Source organism: Aeromonas sp. DSM 116730 (genome assembly GCF_046581335.1).
In the GTDB taxonomy this organism is placed as follows: Bacteria; Pseudomonadota; Gammaproteobacteria; order Enterobacterales; family Aeromonadaceae; genus Aeromonas; species Aeromonas rivipollensis.
Window position 1 is genome coordinate 3,313,043 of record NZ_CP144265.1, and the last position, 16,123, is coordinate 3,329,165.

Genomic DNA, 16,123 nt, shown 5'->3' on the forward strand with positions numbered 1-16,123 from the left:
GACCCCCTCAATGGAGGGGCTTGGGGCTAAGATCCAGACTGGCCAGCTGGGTTTTCAGCACGTCGGCCACAGGATCGTCCGGGCATTGTTCAATAAAGTATTCAAAATCGTCGGCGGCGAAACGGGGGCAGTCGAGCTGCTCGTAGATGAAGCCCCTATCCCGCGTCTCCAGCGGATCTCCGGGCTTCATGCGCAGCAGCAGCTCGCTGCAGCGCAATGCTTCTGTCATGCGCTCCTCCCTCAGCAGGGCCCCCTTGCTGACGTTGAGCAGGCGTTCGATGATCTCCCACTGCCCGCAGGGCTGCAGATGGTCATCGCTTAAAGTCGCCAGGTTGCCGAGGGCACCGCGCAGCAGCAGCTCGATGCGGTGCAGGCTCAGTTCGTCACCGTTGAAGGGGTCCACATAAACCTCTCCCTCCAGGCCGGCGAAGCTCACCAGGAAATGGCCCGGGAAGCAGATCCCCTCCACATCCAGGCCAATCTTGCGACCCAGCTGGATGATGAGGATGCCAAGGCTCACCGGTATGCCCTTGCGTTGTACCAGCACCTGGTTCAGGTCGCAGTTGGCGGCAGAGAAATAATCCTGCCAGTCGCCCCGAAACCCTAAGGTCTGGTAGAACCCCTGCAACAGCTGACGGCGCACCTCGTCACAGTCCCCTTCGACTATGGCCTCGTCCAGCCAGCTATCGAGACGGGCCAGCTCGGCCTCTCCTGCGCCGCCATGGCCCAGGATCTCATCGCTCACCGACAGTGCCAGTTCGGCCAGGTCGTGGGCCTCGAAGTCGGTCCACTCATCCACACGTATCATCGTCGTCATCCCTAACCGAACAGGTTGGCCTGCTTTTGCACCGCCAGCTTGGCGATAAAGAAGATCCACCCCAGGGCCCCCAGGAAGGCAAACCAGCGGATGCTGTTGCTGCGCGCCAGGCGCAGCGCCATCATGCCGAGGAAGGCCACCGCCAGCACGGCGCTCAGCTTCTCGCTGAGCCAGGGGATCCCATTGTTGAGGGGATTGAGATCCAGCACCATGCACAGCAGCACGCCGGAGAGCACCACCAGGCCATTGAGCCAGCCGCTGGCCTGCAGCACCCGGCCGTTACGGGCATGAATGGAGCCGGTTTGGGCCCAGTAAAAGCGCAGTATGAACATCAGCACGGCCCCGACAATCAGGGTGAGGTGCAGATGTTTGAGAACAACATACATATGGTTTCCTTGCACAGGGGCGGACAGTTCCGCCCGTCATCATCACGGCGCCAGACGACCCAGGGTCACCCGCTCGTTATCCCCATAATCCCGCACGGTTTCCACCTGGCAGTAGCCCCGTTGCAGCAGAAGCTGACGCACCACTGCCCCCTGCTCCCAACCGTGCTCCAGTAAGAGCCAGCCCCCCGGGCACAGATGGGCGGGGGCACCGGCGACTATCAGGCGAATGTCCGCCAGCCCCTGCTCGTCCGCCACCAGGGCGGAGCGGGGCTCGAAGCGCACGTCCCCCTCCTCCAGATGGGGATCAGCCCCATCGATATAGGGCGGATTGGAGACGATCATCGCAAAACGTGGCGCATCCGACAGGGGCTCGAACCAGCTGCCGTCCCGCACTTCTATGGGCAACCCCAGCGCGGCGCTGTTGGCACGGGCCAGGGCGGCGGCGTCCGGCATCCGATCCACCGCCCATACATCGGCATCGGGCCGCTCGGACTTGAGCGCCAGCGCGATGGCGCCGGTGCCTGTGCCCAGATCCAGCAGGGCACAGGGGCCGGCAGGCAGGCGCGCCAGCGCCTGCTCCACCAGCACCTCGGTGTCGGGGCGCGGGATCAGGGTGGCCGGGCTCACCTTGAGGGGCAGCGACCAGAACTCCCGCTCGCCGATGAGGTGGGCTATGGGTTCACCGGCCAGGCGGCGGTCAAGCCAGGCTTGCAGTGTGGCCTGCTGGGCGGCATCGAGCTCGCGCTCCGGCCAGGTCATCAGGTAACTGCGCCGGCAAGCCAGCAGATGGCAGAGCAGCGCATCGGCGTCGGCGCGGGGGGATTCCCCCTCGGCCAACGTCGCCATGATATGGGCACGAGCCTGCTGGATCTGCATTAATTGCTCTCGGCCAGGGAGGCCAGCTGATCCGCCTGATACTCCTGCACCAGGGGGGTAATGACGCAATCCAGATCCCCTTCGAGGATCTCCCCCAGACGATAGAGGGTGAGGTTGATGCGGTGCTCGGAGAGGCGACCCTGGGGGTAGTTGTAGGTACGGATACGCTCGGAGCGATCCCCTGAGCCCACCAGGTTGCGGCGGGTGCTCTGCTCGGCGGCGCGGTGGCGCTCGTCCTCGGCCGCCTGCAGGCGGGCGGAGAGCACCGACATCGCCTTGGCACGGTTCTTGTGCTGGGAGCGCTCATCCTGGCACTCCACCACCAGGCCGGTAGGCAGGTGGGTGATACGGATGGCGGAGTCGGTCTTGTTGACGTGCTGACCACCGGCCCCGGAGGCGCGGAAGGTGTCGATCTTCAGCTCGGAGGGGTTGATCTCGATCTGTTCGGCTTCCGGCACTTCCGGCAGCACGGCCACGGTACAGGCGGAGGTATGCACCCGGCCCTGGGATTCGGTCTCGGGTACCCGCTGCACCCGGTGACCGCCGGACTCGAACTTGAGGCGGCCGTAGACGTGCTCGCCGTCCACCTTGGCGATCACCTCCTTGTAGCCACCGTGCTCGCCGTCGTTGCAGCTGACGATGGAGACACGCCAGCCCTGGCGTTCGGCGTAACGGGAGTACATGCGGAACAGATCCCCCGCGAAGATGGCCGCCTCGTCGCCACCGGCGCCGGCACGGATCTCGAGATAACAGTTGTTGTCATCCTTGGGGTCCCGCGGCAGCAGCATCACTTGCAGCGCCTGCTCCTGCTCCTCGAAGGTCGCCTTGGCGAGCGGCAGCTCCTCCTGCGCCATCTCGCGCAGGTCGGCGTCATCCTCTTCCAGCATCATCTTGGTGGTCTCGAGGTTCTCCTCGGCCTGACGGAAGCGCTGGAAGGCGTGCACTATGTCTTCGAGCTGGGCATATTCCCGGGTCAGGGCACGGTATCTGTCCTGATCCGAGGCGACCCCGGGCTCGCCGAGCAGGGCCTGTACTTCTTCGTGGCGCTCGATGAGGCCTTCCAGCTTTCTGATCAATGACGGGTTCATAAATCTTGTGTTCTCGATGGAGGTAGGGGCAGCCGGCTGGCCACCCCCAAACTATGACTCTTGTGACAACCCCAGCACCTGACGCAGCTGGGACAGCTTGTGGCTGTCCCCCTGAGCTGCGGCCTGGCGCAGTGCCTGGGTCGGTGCGTGGATCAACTTGTTGGTGAGGCGATGGGCCAGGGCCTTGAGGGCCTGCTCGGCATTCTCGCCCTGTTGCAGGGCCAGCAGGGCACGCTGCAACTCTTCATCCGCCACCTGCTGGGCCTGGTGGCGGTAATCGCGAATGAGATCCACAGAGTGCTGGCTGCGATACCAGCCCATGAAGTCGTCACGCTCTTCCTGCACGATGATCTCGGCCTCGGCGGCCGCCCGCTTGCGGGTCTCGAGGTTCTGCTCGATGATCCCCTGCAGATCGTCCACCGTGTAGAGATAGGCGTCGGAGAGCTCGTCCACCTCGGCTTCGATGTCCCGTGGCACGGCGATGTCCACCAGGAACATGGGTTTGAAGCGGCGGGCCTTCAACGCGCGCTCCACCATGCCCTTGCCGATGATGGGCAGGGGGCTGGCGGTGGAGCTGATGACGATGTCCGCCTCGTGCAGGTAGTCCGGGATCTCTTCCAGCGTCATCACCTGGGCGCCGAACTCCTCGGCCAGCAGCTGGGCGCGCTGCAGGGTGCGGTTCGCCACCATCATCTGGGTGACGTTCTGCTCGCGCAGGTGGCGGGCCACCAGCTCTATGGTCTCGCCCGCCCCCACCAGCAACACCTTGGTCTGGGAGAGATCGGAGAAGATGCGTTTCCCCAGGCTGACGGCGGCGAAGGCCACCGACACCGCGCTGGCGCCGATCTCGGTGTCGGTACGCACCCGTTTCGCCACCGAGAAGGATTTCTGGAACAGACGCTCCAGCGAGCCCTTCACCGCTTCCGCCTGCTGGGCGTGGGCGTAGGACTGCTTGATCTGCCCCAGGATCTGCGGCTCTCCCAGCACCAGGGAGTCGAGCCCGCAAGCGACCCGCATCAGGTGGCGCACCGCCTCCTCGTCCTGATGTCGGTAGATGGCGGAGAGCACCTCGCTCGCCTCCAGCGCGTGGAACCGCTGCAACCAGCTCAGCACCTGCTCCCCCTGCCCTTGTTCCAGGCTGCAGTACAGCTCGGTGCGATTGCAGGTGGAGACGATCACCGCCTCGCTGACGCCGGGCTGCTCCACCAGCTCACGCAAGGCGCGATCGATGCAGTCCGGGCCAAATGCGACCCGTTCCCGCAAGGCGACACTGGCGGTGTTGTGGTTGATTCCGAGGGCAAGCAGACTCATGGGTGGGTGATGATCGTTTCGTGCACAGGGTATGAAGGCCGACAATTGTACGAGAAAGGGTAAGTCTTTAAAAGCGATACGGCCGCCCCTTATACTGTGGCAAACCTCTTATCCGGAGCACGACCTTGTTCTTGCGTATCTTCTCCCTCGCCTGCCTGCTGGTACTGGCCGGCTGTACCACCACTCAACCCCAGCGGGATCAGGTCAACTGGCAGCAGGAACGGGCCCGTCTCGAACAGCTGACCCACTGGGAACTGTCGGGCAAGATGGCCATCATCACGGCCCGCCAGAAGGGCAGCGCCCGCCTCAACTGGCAGCAGAACGGCGATGACTATCGCCTCAACCTCACCAGCCTCATCGGCACCCATATCCTGGAACTCTCCCGCAGCAAGGGTGAGATCACCCTGACCGACAACGAGGGCAAGGTGCACCAGAGCCAGGATGCCGAGGCCCTCGTCTATCAGCTCACCGGCTGGAATATTCCGGTCACCGGGCTGCCGGAGTGGATCAAGGGGCTACCGGGCCAGGCCGAATTCGAGCTCAACCCCGACGCCAGCCTAGCCTCGGTGCGCGACGGTCAGTGGCAGATCGTCTATGGGGACTACCGGGATCAGGACAACTACCGGCTGCCGCACCTGCTGACCATGACCGGCCAGGGCAGCCGCCTCAAGTTGCAGATCAACCAATGGACCCTGACGCCATGATGAGCCTCCCAGACCAGAGCGCGCCGAAGACGCCGCTCCGCTGGCCGGCACCGGCCAAGCTCAACCTCTTCCTGCACGTCAACGGCCGCCGTCCCGACGGCTATCACGAGCTGCAGACCCTGTTCATCTTCCTCGATCACGGCGACTGGCTGGAATTCGAGCCGCTCGCCGATACCGACCTGCTCACCCTGAGCCCGGCCATCCCCGGCGTGCCGGATGAACAGAACCTCATCATCCGTGCCGCCCGCCTGTTGCAGGGGAGGCTGCCAAGCCCGATGGGGGCCCATATCCTGCTGGAGAAGGTGTTACCCATGGGGGGCGGCATCGGCGGCGGCTCGTCTGACGCCGCCACCACCCTGGTGGCCCTGAATCATCTCTGGCAGGCGGGGCTCGGCGAAGACGAGCTGGCGCAGCTCGGCGTGCAGCTAGGGGCCGACGTGCCTGTGTTCGTGCGCGGCCGGGCCGCGTTTGCGGAAGGGGTTGGCGAGAAGCTGCAACCGGTCGAGGTGCCGAGCGCCTGGTATCTGGTGCTCAAACCCGATTGCCATGTGGCAACGGCGGCGGTTTTTCAGGATCCCGAGCTGCCTCGCAACACCCCCAGGATGACATTGCACAACCTGCTGGAAGGGGTGTGGAAAAACGATTGCGAATTGCTGGTGAAAAAGCGCCACCCCGAGGTTGCCAATGCGCTCGGCTGGTTGCTAGAATACGCGCCGTCAAGAATGACGGGCACTGGCGCCTGCGTCTTTGCTCAATTTGAAGACGAAGTGGCTGCTCGGAAGGTGTTGGCAAGGGTGCCGGAAGGCTGGGATGGGTTTGTCGCCAAGGGCGAGAACATATCACCACTCTTCGTCACTTTGCAACAAGTCAGTGATTGGGGTATCGCCAAGCGGTAAGGCAGCGGGTTTTGATCTCGCCATTCCTAGGTTCGAATCCTAGTACCCCAGCCAATCTGACGTGATGGTGCCGAAGGTGACGGTTCTGCCGTCCACCCGGGTAATCCGGCGCCACCACAGAGCTTCCAGAGACCTTGTCCGTTCTCTTGATAAATCGTTTGCCCCCAAACGATACGGGTCTGAATCAGACTCCCCACATACTGGATGCAACCCCGAGGTTTCAAACCGTGCCTGACATGAAGCTGTTTGCTGGTAACGCAACGCCGGAACTAGCCCAGAAGATCGCAGATCGCCTGTTTATCAAACTCGGCAATGCTGCCGTAGGTCGCTTTAGCGACGGCGAGATCAGCGTACAGATCAACGAGAATGTACGCGGTGGCGATATCTTCATCATTCAATCCACCTGTGCCCCGACCAACGACAATTTGATGGAATTGATCGTCATGGTGGATGCACTGCGTCGTGCTTCAGCTGGCCGTATCACTGCCGTTATCCCCTACTTTGGTTATGCCCGTCAGGACCGCCGCGTCCGCTCCGCCCGTGTGCCCATCACCGCCAAGGTTGTCGCCGACTTCCTCTCCAGCGTGGGTGTGGACCGTGTGTTGACCGTTGACCTGCATGCCGAGCAGATCCAGGGCTTCTTCGACGTCCCCGTCGACAACGTGTTCGGCAGCCCTGTGCTGCTGGAAGACATGAAAGCCAAGAACCTCGAATCTCCCGTGGTCGTCTCGCCGGACATCGGCGGCGTGGTCCGTGCCCGTGCCATCGCCAAGCTGCTGGACGACACCGACATCGCCATCATCGACAAGCGTCGTCCCCGTCCGAACGTCTCCCAGGTCATGCACCTGATCGGTGACGTGGCAGGCCGTGACTGCGTCATCGTCGACGACATGATCGACACCGGCGGCACCCTGTGCAAAGCGGCCGAAGCGCTGAAAGAGCGCGGTGCCAAGCGCGTGTTCGCCTATGCGACCCACCCGGTCTTCTCCGGCACCGCCGTGGAGAACATCAAGAACTCGGTCATCGACGAGCTGATCATCACCGACTCCATTCCGCTCACCGCGGAGATGAAGGCGATCGGCAAGGTCAAGCAGCTGACCCTGTCAACCGTACTGGCGGAAGCCATTCGTCGTATCAGCAACGAAGAGTCCATCTCTGCCATGTTTGAGCATTGATAAACCCCGTTGTGACAAAAACCGCCAACTGGCGGTTTTTGTTTTTTCAAGCCGGTCAAAGCAATGCCCTGCCCCCGCAGGTTAAGGAAGTCCCCATGAAGTGCTTGCGTCTCCTCACTCTCCTCCCGCTGTGCGCCCTGCTCTCTGCCTGCCTGACCGGCCAGCAGGATCCGCCCTTCACCCTGACCCTGGCACACATGAACGACACCCACTCCCAGTTCGACCCGGTCAACGCCGAGTTGAAGGGAGCCCTCTTTGGCAAGCAGGGGGAAGCAGATACCCTCTACACCCGCCTCGGCGGTTATCCCCGCCTGCTCACCATGACGAAAGCCTACCAGGCCGAGGCGCTCGCCAAGAACCAGCCGCTGTTGCTGCTGCACGGCGGCGATGCTTGGCAGGGCAGCGGCTACTTCAAGCTCAACGAGGGGATGGCCAATGCCGAACTGCTGAGCCAGTTCGGCCTGGATGCCATGGCCCTTGGCAACCACGAGTTCGATCTCGACAACCAGAAGCTGGCCCGCTTCATCGAGGGGGTCAACTTCCCGGTGCTGGCAGCCAATCTGGACAGCCGCGACGATCCGGATCTGAGTCGGGCAAGCAACCTCAAGCCGTTCGTCATCTACGCCTTCGACGGCAACCAGAAGAGCCCGGTCACCGATCTCGACCATCTGCCAGCAGACAAACAGCTGGTCGCCGTCATCGGGCTGGTGCTGGAGGACATGGCCAACATCTCCCCCAACGTCGGCAAGCTGCGCTTTGCCAAGGAGGTGGCCTCGGCCCAGGCCACGGTCGACCTGCTGCAAGCCAGGGGGATCCAGCGGATCGTCGCCCTGACCCATATCGGCAACGCGCGGGATCTGGCGTTGGCGGCCAAGGTAAACGGCCTTGATGCCATCGTCGGCGGCCACTCCCACAGCCTGCTCGGTGACTTTCGCAACATCGGCTGGGGCAAGACGGGGGAATACGCCCAGTTGGTCACCAATCCGGACGGGGTCGGCCTGACCTGCGTGGTGCAGGCAGGCTCCTACGCCCAGGCCATCGGCCTGACCCGGGTAAGTTTCGACGCCCAGGGCCGGGTCATCGCCTGCAAGGGCCAGAACCAGCTGCTGGCCAGCCGCGACTTCTTCGCCGATCCGGCCCGCCAGCAGGTGCTGGGCAAGACCCGCAGTCAGCAGGCCGGCAAGTTCATCGACGCCCAGCCCAACCTGGTGACGGTGGATGAAGATCCACGTCTGCGCGGCATCATCGACAGCCACTACAAGCCGGCGCTGGAGCAGGCCTACGGCCCCGTCATCGGCACCCTTCCCGCGCCGCTGCAAAATGCCCGTCGCCCCGGCGACAACGGCAGCGACAGCCACGGCTCCGACGTCGCTCCCCTGGTGGCGGAAGGTCAATACCACTGGGCCAACACCCCGCAGGTGAAGGCCCTGACCGGCGGTCCGGTCGACTTCGCCCTGCTGGCGGTGGGGGGCGTGCGCGCCGACTTGCCCGCCGGTGAACTGCGGCAGGGAGAGGCGGCCCTCAGCCTGCTGCCGTTCAAGAACCCGCTCAGCGTACTGATCCTCTCCGGTGCCGAGGTGCGCGCCTTGCTGACCGAGACCATCACGGCCACCCTGCCCGCCAGCGCTCATGCGGGCAAATTCCCCTATGGCGGCCACCTGCGTTACACCTTCAAGGAGACCGAAGCAGGCAAGGCGGGCCAGCTGACCCGGCTGCAGTGGAAAACGGCCGGGGGTCAGTGGCAGGATCTGGTGGATGCAAAGCGCTACCGGGTGGTGACCAACGCCTACAGCGCAAACGGCAACGACGGCTGGCAGGCCCTGGCACGGGCCCAGCGCCAGAGTCCAGAGAACAAGAGTGCCGAGCGCGTGGATCTCGCCTGGGTAGCGGGTCAGCTGACCGCCTTCCCGGTGCTGGCAGTGGCGCAGCGCGGCGAACAACTCAGCGCCGTCTATGGACCGGGCAAGGCCCTCGACTGCAAGGCGGCCAAGGTGGATTGCGGCACAGACGCAGCCTCGTTCGTAGACTATGTGCGTTATGCCCGCCCCCTGCTGACCGCACTGGATGAAGAGACGGTCACGCTGCTGCGATCCAAATAAGGCGCCACCCCAGCCAACACAGACCAACACGGGCCTCGACAAGGGGCCCGTTTTAGCGGCCGTTGGCACCCGGTTCCCGGGTTATTCCTCCGGCTCGCCGAGCTTTGGTTGAGTGATCGCCACTCGGCGGCTAGAATATTGCGTCCCATTGCCCCGGGCCATCCGCTCATGGCAAGCAGCGAGTGAAGACATCAAGCGTGACGCATCAAATCAAACTGATTGTCGGGCTGGGTAATCCCGGCCCCGAATATGCCAAGACCCGCCACAACGCGGGAGCCTGGTATGTGGAGCAGTTGGCCCGCTGGCACAATGTCAGCCTGCACGAAGAGCCCAAGTTCTTCGGCCACACCGCCCGCTTCCTGGTGGAGGGGCAGGATGTGCGGCTGCTCATCCCGAACACCTACATGAACCTCTCCGGCAAGGCGGTGGCGGCGCTGGCCCGCTTCTACCAGATAGTCCCCGAAGAGATACTGGTGGCCCACGACGAACTGGATCTGCCCCCCGGCATCGCCAAGTTCAAGCAGGGCGGCGGTCACGGCGGCCACAATGGCCTGAAAGACATCATCGCCAGGATGGGCAACAACAATAACTTCTTCCGGCTGCGCCTCGGGATAGGTCATCCCGGTGCCAAGGAGCTGGTCGCCGGTTTCGTGCTGACCAAGGCGCCCAGCAGTGAACAGAGCCTGATCGAGGCCGCACTGGACGAGTCCTTGCGCGCCACCGACATCCTGTTCAAGCAGGACATGACCAAGGCCATGAACCGGCTGCACAGTTTCAAGGCCGAGAAAGTCTGAATACAGATGCCTGACCTGGGTCAGGCTCGCACAATATGACAGGGCTGCCCGCGTGGCCCCCTCACAGCATCCATCACGTAAGGTAACAATTCATGGGTTTTAAATGCGGTATCGTGGGCCTGCCCAATGTAGGCAAATCCACCCTGTTCAATGCGCTGACCAAGGCCGGCATCGAAGCCGCCAACTTCCCGTTCTGCACCATTGAGCCGAACACGGGTGTGGTCCCCATGCCGGATCCCCGCCTCGATCAGCTGGCGGCCATCATCAACCCCCAGCGCGTGGTGCCGACCACCATGGAGTTCGTGGACATCGCAGGCCTGGTGGCGGGCGCCTCCAAGGGTGAGGGTCTGGGCAACCAGTTCCTGGCCAACATCCGCGAGACCGAAGCCATAGGTCACGTGGTGCGCTGCTTCGAGGACGAGAACATCATCCACGTGGCGGGCAAGGTCTCCCCGGCCGATGACATCGAGGTGATCAATACCGAATTGGCCCTGTCGGATCTGGACGCCTGCGAGCGCGCCATCCACCGTCAGTCCAAGCGCGCCAAGGGCGGCGACAAGGATGCCAAGCTGGAAGTGGAAACCCTGGAAAAGATTCGGGTTGCCCTGGAAAACGGCCAGATGATCCGCGGCATGAAGCTGGACAAGGAAGAGCTGGCGGCCGTCAGCCACCTCAACTTCCTGACCTTGAAGCCCACCATGTACATCGCCAACGTGGCGGAAGATGGCTTCGACAACAACCCCTTCCTCGACAAGGTGCGTGAAATCGCCGCCGCCGAGAACGCCGTTGTGGTCGTGGTCTGCTGCGCCATCGAGGCGGACATCGCCGAGCTGGACGACGCCGACCGCGCCGAGTTCATGGCCGATCTGGGGATCGAAGAGCCGGGTCTGAACCGGGTGATCCGCTCAGGTTACGAGCTGCTGAACCTGCAGACCTACTTCACCGCCGGGGTGAAGGAAGTGCGCGCCTGGACCATTCCGGTCGGCGCCACCGCCCCGCAGGCGGCGGGCAAGATCCACACCGACTTTGAAAAAGGCTTTATTCGCGCCCAGACCATCGCCTTCGACGACTTTATCACCTACAAGGGTGAGCAAGGCGCCAAGGAAGCGGGCAAGATGCGCGCCGAAGGGAAAGACTACATCGTCAAGGATGGCGATATCATGAACTTCCTGTTCAACGTCTAACCCCATGAGAGGCCAGCATTTGCTGGCCTCTTTGTTATGGGCACAGGTTGCGGATCTGCTGCCAAATGTCGCAAAAAAAACCAGATTGTTGGGCTTTTGCGCGACAGCGTCCAATAACTCGCCAAACGCACCCAAATTCGGTTTTTCTGGCAAAAAAAGGGTTGACGCCCCAGAGCCAGATACGCATAATTCCGGCCGCACAGTGACGAGGCAACGACTCACTGGAAGCACGGTTGGCTATGTAGCTCAGTTGGTTAGAGCATCGCACTCATAATGCGAGGGTCACAGGTTCGAATCCCGTCATAGCCACCATTAATCATTCAGTTGGGGTATCGCCAAGCGGTAAGGCAGCGGGTTTTGATCTCGCCATCCCTAGGTTCGAATCCTAGTACCCCAGCCATTTTTAAAGATGTTTGACAGTTTCTGTCAGTCATCGCTGTTGGGGTATCGCCAAGCGGTAAGGCAGCGGGTTTTGATCTCGCCATCCCTAGGTTCGAATCCTAGTACCCCAGCCATTTTTACTTGTACACGATAATGTCGGATACAAGACGGCTATGTAGCTCAGTTGGTTAGAGCATCGCACTCATAATGCGAGGGTCACAGGTTCGAATCCCGTCATAGCCACCATTTACAAGTTGTTCAGTTGGGGTATCGCCAAGCGGTAAGGCAGCGGGTTTTGATCTCGCCATCCCTAGGTTCGAATCCTAGTACCCCAGCCATTATTGCATTTCATCGACTTTGTCGGTGATAGCTGTGGTAAACGTAAGAGGTTTTGATCTCGTCAACGTTCCTAGGTTCGTATCCTAGTACCACGGCCATTTTTAAAGATGTTTGACAGTTTCTGTCAGTCATCGCTGTTGGGGTATCGCCAAGCGGTAAGGCAGCGGGTTTTGATCTCGCCATCCCTAGGTTCGAATCCTAGTACCCCAGCCATTTTTCTGTTCTCTTCCACCCTGTGGTTGACAACAAACGGCTATGTAGCTCAGTTGGTTAGAGCATCGCACTCATAATGCGGGGGTCACAGGTTCGAATCCCGTCATAGCCACCATTAATATTGCGGAAGTGGCGAAATTGGTAGACGCACCAGATTTAGGTTCTGGCGCCCTAGGCGTGAGAGTTCGAGTCTCTCCTTCCGCACCATTAATAGCAGTACCAAACAGACCAGCTCAGGCTGGTTTTTTTGTGCCTGAGTTTCAGCCTTTGTCCCCTCTCCTTCCCTGCCGCTCTCCCTGCTCACTGGCTTGTCAGCCCAATATTTCATCTCACTGCGTCGGGATGGATGGCCAATAAAAAGCGGCCCGCAGGCCGCTTGCACTCCTTGTCCCCCTCGAGCACGCTCAGAACGGGAAGAACCAGGGAATGGCGATGACGCTCACCACCATCACCAACAGGGTAAAGGGCACACCCACGCGGATGAAGTCCATGAACTTGTAGTTGCCGGGCCCGAGCACCAGGGTGTTGACCGGTGAGGAGACCGGCGTCATGAAGGCCGCCGAGGCGGCGATGGCGATGGTCATGGCGAAGGGATAGGGAGAGACCCCCATCTGCTGAGCCGTACCGAGCGCAATGGGTGCCATCAGCACGGCGGTGGCGGTGTTGGAGATAAAGAGCCCTATGGCCGCGCAGAGCACGAACAGGCTGGCCAGCATGACACGGGGCCCCATCTCCCCCACCGCCGAGATCAGCCCGCCGACGATGAGATCCACCCCGCCGGTCTTCTGCAATGCCAGGGCAAAGGGCAGCATGCCGACGATCAGGATCAGGGTCGGCCAGTGGATGGACTTGTAGGCGCTCTCCATGTCGATGCAGCGGAACTTGCCCATCAGCAGGCAGGCGATGAGCGCCGCTATGACGTTGGGCACGGGCTCCGTCACCATCAGCCCTATCATGACTGCGAGGGCGATCAGGGCGTGAATGGCCTGGCTGCGAGCCGGCGCCATCTCGTCCACCTCGGCGGGCAGGCCGAGCAGCAGGAAGTCCCTGTGGTGGGTCTGCAACTGGCGAATGAGGCTCCAGTTGCCCACTACCAGCAGGCTGTCTCCCATCAGCAGCGGCTCATCCACCAGCTTGCCGGTGAGCGCCTCACCGCTGCGGCGGATCCCGACCACGCTCAGGCCGTATCGGGAACGAAACGCCACCTCGCGGATGCTCTTGCCGAGCAGGCGGGATCCTGGAATGAGGGACACCTCGGCCATGCCCACCTCCCGCGCCTGATCCGAGAAGTACTCCCCGCGCAATATCATGGGCTCGAGCCGCGCCTCGCTGCAGAACTCACGCACATCCACCTCGGGGTCTGACATGTCGATGAGCAGCACGTCTTTCGCCTGGAACTCGGTGACGCCGGAGACGGTCACCATCACCCGCCGAAACTTGCGCCACCGCTCCAACCCGATGACGTTGGCCCCAAAGCGGGCACGCAGTTGCAGCTCGTCCAGGGTCTGGCCTATCAGGGGAGAATCGGGTCGGATCGCCAGGCGGCGCGCCCGGCCGGCCAGGCGATAATCGCGGATGAGGTCGCGCATTGTGCTGCGCCCCGCCTGCTTGCCCTTGCCCTCTTCCCCCTCGCGCACCAGACGGTGACGCATCAGCAGCATGTAGAGGATCCCCATCCCCAGAATGATGACCCCCATGGGGGTGAAGCCGAAGAAGCCGAAGCCCTGGATGCCGTGGCGCATCAGCTCGCTGTTCACCACCATGTTGGGCGGCGTGGCCACCAGCGTCATCATGCCGCTGATGAGACCGGCAAAGCCCAGCGGCATCATCAGCCGTCCCGCCGGTATCCCCATCCGGTTCGCCACGCTCAGCACCACGGGGATGAAGATGGCCACCACCCCTGTGCTGCTCATCACGGCCCCCAGGGTCGCCACCGCCACCATCAGCAGCACCAGCAGCCGGGTCTCGCTGCTGCCCGCCACCTTCACCAGGGCATCCCCCACCTGATAGGCGATGCCGGTGCGCACCAGCCCCTCCCCCACCACGAACAGGGCGGCAATCAGGATGACGTTGGGATCGCTAAACCCCGCCAGCGCCTCCGGCAAGGTCAGGGTGCCGCTCAACACGAACAGGATGATGATCAACAAGGCCACCACATCCATGCGCACCCTGTTGGTAATAAACAGGAAGATGGCGCCCACCAGCATGCTGAGCACCCAGATCAACTCGGAATTCACACTCGCTCCTTTCGTTCATGTCCGCCGGGCGGGGAACCGCGCCAGACGCCATCAGACCACAGCCAGTCCCCCTCCATTTTGTTACATATCAAGAAAGGGGAGCCCACATCATCGCACATTCGGGTTCACTTGCGGCCACTTTGCAGGGCAGAGCAAGTGCGCCAACCCACTCCACCCGCACGTCCGGGCAAAAAGTGCTGCGCGCCCTCCCCGGCACTCCTAGAATGGGCCAGCCGCTGGCTGAGCCGGCCCCTGCCCACCCCTTGTCCCTCGGAGAGAAAATGTCAGTTCACACCCCAACCTACCCGGAATTCACCTTCTTCGGCCGCTTCGTCGCCGACATCCAGTCCGGTCGCAAGACCATCACAATACGCGACGAGAGCGAAGCCAACTGGCAGCCCGGCCAGCGGCTCGCGCTCTTCACAAATCCGGAGCACCAGCCCTTCGGCGCCATGGAGGTGCTCTCGGTCACCCCCCTGGCCTTCGATGACCTGACCGACGAGCACGCCCGCCAGGAGAACATGACCCTCGCCGAGCTCAAAGCCGTCATCCGGGACATCTACCCCGCGCTGCCGCCGCTCTATGTGATTGAATTCAAACTGATTGAAGCCTGATTTTGTGAGCTGCCTCAACTAACGCCGGTTGCGCTCTCGGGCCAGAAGCGCACAATGCCTGTTTTTATATACAGTCAATGGTGCAGCATGAACACAGGACTCGAACCCGCAATCGCCGCCATGGTGGCGGAATTTGTTGCCGCTGGCAGACCCAGGGCAAGCGAGATGAGCTGGCAGGCGCGGCGGGAGGGCTACCTTGCCTCTGCCGTACTGGGCGGTGAGCGGGAAGAGGTGGGCACCATCGAAGAGTGGCAGGCCGATCACTACGCCATCCGCCGCTACCAACCCGTGGACATGCCAGATCCCGCTTATCCGGTGCTGATCTATTTCCACGGCGGCTGTTTCGTCAGCGGGGATTTCGAGACCCACGATCGCCAGATGCGGATGCTGTGCAACAGTGCCAATGCCCTGGTGTTTGCCGTCCACACCCGCCTAGCCCCCGAGCATACCTATCCTGCCGCCCATGACGATGCGCTGGCAGCGACCCTCGCCATCATGGCCGCGCTGCCGCAGTGGCGCGGCGATCCCGAACGGGTTGCACTCGCAGGCGACAGTGCCGGTGGCCATCTTGCCCTGATCACCACCTTGCGGCTCAAGGAAGCTGGATCGGCACTGCCCGCCGCCCAGATCCTCATCTATCCCATGCTCGATGCCCTGGGAGAGAGCCAGAGCTATGGCGACCTTGGCGACGACTACCTCATCACCCGCGACATGCTGCTCAGCGGGTTTCAGGCCTATCTGGGCAGGCTGCCCGCCAGCCATCCCGAGGCGAGCCCGCTGCACCATCCTGATCTTGCGGGGCTGCCGCCCACCCACATCCTCACGGCCGAGTACGATCCCCTGCGTGACGAGGGAGAAGCCCTCTATGGCAAACTGCTACAAGCCGGTGTTGCCGCCAGCTGTCAGCGGCAGCTCGGGGTGATCCACGGCTTCTTCCAGCTGGCGGGCATCAGCCCTGCGGCCCGTCATGCCATTGCGCAGATCGCCATGCTGCTCAAGGGGCTCTGAG

General features: G+C 62.4%; 14 protein-coding genes and 9 tRNA genes. 17 read left to right on the forward strand and 6 right to left on the reverse strand.

The features are described 5' to 3' along the window. Window positions 1-7 precede the first annotated feature (7 nt). Genes Aeroheme_RS15065 through hemA form a run of 5 tightly spaced genes read right to left on the reverse strand, consistent with a single transcriptional unit; the run spans window position 8 to window position 4,478 of the window. The gene (locus Aeroheme_RS15065; protein WP_234678165.1) at window positions 8-808 is read right to left on the reverse strand and encodes a SirB1 family protein; all 801 of its coding nucleotides are present in this window, start codon (window positions 806-808) and stop codon (window positions 8-10) included. An 11-nt stretch (window positions 809-819) separates the two neighbouring features. Beyond that, a complete protein-coding gene (locus Aeroheme_RS15070; RefSeq protein ID WP_171275672.1) occupies window positions 820-1,203 on the reverse strand; it encodes a SirB2 family protein in 384 nt (127 codons plus the stop codon). 42 nt (window positions 1,204-1,245) lie between these two features. Further along, window positions 1,246-2,079, reverse strand: coding sequence for a peptide chain release factor N(5)-glutamine methyltransferase (gene prmC / locus Aeroheme_RS15075; protein WP_411166129.1), 834 nt, complete (start codon window positions 2,077-2,079; stop codon window positions 1,246-1,248). Then, window positions 2,079-3,167 carry a peptide chain release factor 1 gene (prfA, locus tag Aeroheme_RS15080; RefSeq protein ID WP_041205238.1) on the reverse strand — a complete coding sequence of 363 codons (1,089 nt, stop codon included), beginning with the start codon at window positions 3,165-3,167 and terminating at the stop codon, window positions 2,079-2,081. The genes prmC and prfA overlap by 1 nt, the downstream gene beginning before the upstream one ends. A gap of 51 nt (window positions 3,168-3,218) precedes the next feature. Continuing rightward, a complete protein-coding gene (hemA, locus tag Aeroheme_RS15085) occupies window positions 3,219-4,478 on the reverse strand; it encodes a glutamyl-tRNA reductase (protein WP_411166130.1) in 1,260 nt (419 codons plus the stop codon). A gap of 125 nt (window positions 4,479-4,603) precedes the next feature. Between hemA and lolB the strand changes: the two genes are divergently transcribed. The 15 genes from lolB to Aeroheme_RS15160 all read left to right on the forward strand — a co-directional run bounded on the left by lolB (window position 4,604) and on the right by Aeroheme_RS15160 (window position 12,470). Further along, the gene (gene lolB, locus Aeroheme_RS15090; protein WP_411166131.1) at window positions 4,604-5,182 is read left to right on the forward strand and encodes a lipoprotein insertase outer membrane protein LolB; all 579 of its coding nucleotides are present in this window, start codon (window positions 4,604-4,606) and stop codon (window positions 5,180-5,182) included. Continuing rightward, window positions 5,182-6,078 (forward strand): 4-(cytidine 5'-diphospho)-2-C-methyl-D-erythritol kinase, encoded by an 897-nt coding sequence (ispE, locus tag Aeroheme_RS15095; RefSeq protein WP_411167253.1) that lies wholly within the window; start codon window positions 5,182-5,184, stop codon window positions 6,076-6,078. Before lolB ends, ispE begins: the two co-directional genes overlap by 1 nt. Then, a tRNA-Gln gene (locus tag Aeroheme_RS15100) sits at window positions 6,058-6,132 on the forward strand. Before ispE ends, Aeroheme_RS15100 begins: the two co-directional genes overlap by 21 nt. A 173-nt stretch (window positions 6,133-6,305) precedes the next feature. Further along, window positions 6,306-7,253: a ribose-phosphate pyrophosphokinase gene (locus Aeroheme_RS15105; RefSeq protein ID WP_005330162.1), complete on the forward strand. Its 948-nt coding sequence runs from the start codon at window positions 6,306-6,308 to the stop codon at window positions 7,251-7,253. Window positions 7,254-7,348: 95 nt separating this feature from the next. Then, window positions 7,349-9,352, forward strand: a complete 2,004-nt coding sequence (locus Aeroheme_RS15110; protein ID WP_411166132.1) for a bifunctional metallophosphatase/5'-nucleotidase — start codon at window positions 7,349-7,351, stop codon at window positions 9,350-9,352. Window positions 9,353-9,549: 197 nt separating this feature from the next. After that, window positions 9,550-10,146 (forward strand): aminoacyl-tRNA hydrolase, encoded by a 597-nt coding sequence (pth, locus tag Aeroheme_RS15115; RefSeq protein ID WP_411166133.1) that lies wholly within the window; start codon window positions 9,550-9,552, stop codon window positions 10,144-10,146. Window positions 10,147-10,238: 92 nt separating this feature from the next. Then, a complete protein-coding gene (gene ychF / locus Aeroheme_RS15120) occupies window positions 10,239-11,330 on the forward strand; it encodes a redox-regulated ATPase YchF (protein WP_025326174.1) in 1,092 nt (363 codons plus the stop codon). A gap of 235 nt (window positions 11,331-11,565) precedes the next feature. After that, window positions 11,566-11,642, forward strand: a tRNA-Met gene (locus Aeroheme_RS15125). Between the two features lie 13 nt (window positions 11,643-11,655). Continuing rightward, a tRNA-Gln gene (locus Aeroheme_RS15130) sits at window positions 11,656-11,730 on the forward strand. A 40-nt stretch (window positions 11,731-11,770) separates the two neighbouring features. Continuing rightward, window positions 11,771-11,845 (forward strand) — tRNA-Gln (locus Aeroheme_RS15135). Between the two features lie 35 nt (window positions 11,846-11,880). Beyond that, window positions 11,881-11,957: transfer RNA gene (locus tag Aeroheme_RS15140), tRNA-Met, on the forward strand. A 17-nt stretch (window positions 11,958-11,974) separates the two neighbouring features. Continuing rightward, a tRNA-Gln gene (locus Aeroheme_RS15145) sits at window positions 11,975-12,049 on the forward strand. 139 nt (window positions 12,050-12,188) lie between these two features. Continuing rightward, a tRNA-Gln gene (locus Aeroheme_RS15150) sits at window positions 12,189-12,263 on the forward strand. A 38-nt stretch (window positions 12,264-12,301) separates the two neighbouring features. After that, window positions 12,302-12,378 (forward strand) — tRNA-Met (locus Aeroheme_RS15155). Between the two features lie 8 nt (window positions 12,379-12,386). Beyond that, a tRNA-Leu gene (locus tag Aeroheme_RS15160) sits at window positions 12,387-12,470 on the forward strand. A 197-nt stretch (window positions 12,471-12,667) separates the two neighbouring features. Here the strand turns inward: Aeroheme_RS15160 and Aeroheme_RS15165 are convergent. After that, entirely contained in the window at window positions 12,668-14,500 is a 1,833-nt protein-coding gene (locus Aeroheme_RS15165; protein ID WP_408856880.1) for an SLC13 family permease, read from the reverse strand. Between the two features lie 281 nt (window positions 14,501-14,781). Between Aeroheme_RS15165 and yqfB the strand changes: the two genes are divergently transcribed. Further along, window positions 14,782-15,114 (forward strand): N(4)-acetylcytidine aminohydrolase, encoded by a 333-nt coding sequence (yqfB, locus tag Aeroheme_RS15170; protein ID WP_411166134.1) that lies wholly within the window; start codon window positions 14,782-14,784, stop codon window positions 15,112-15,114. Window positions 15,115-15,201: 87 nt separating this feature from the next. Further along, window positions 15,202-16,122, forward strand: a complete 921-nt coding sequence (locus Aeroheme_RS15175; RefSeq protein WP_411166135.1) for an alpha/beta hydrolase — start codon at window positions 15,202-15,204, stop codon at window positions 16,120-16,122. Window position 16,123: the final 1 nt, after the last annotated feature.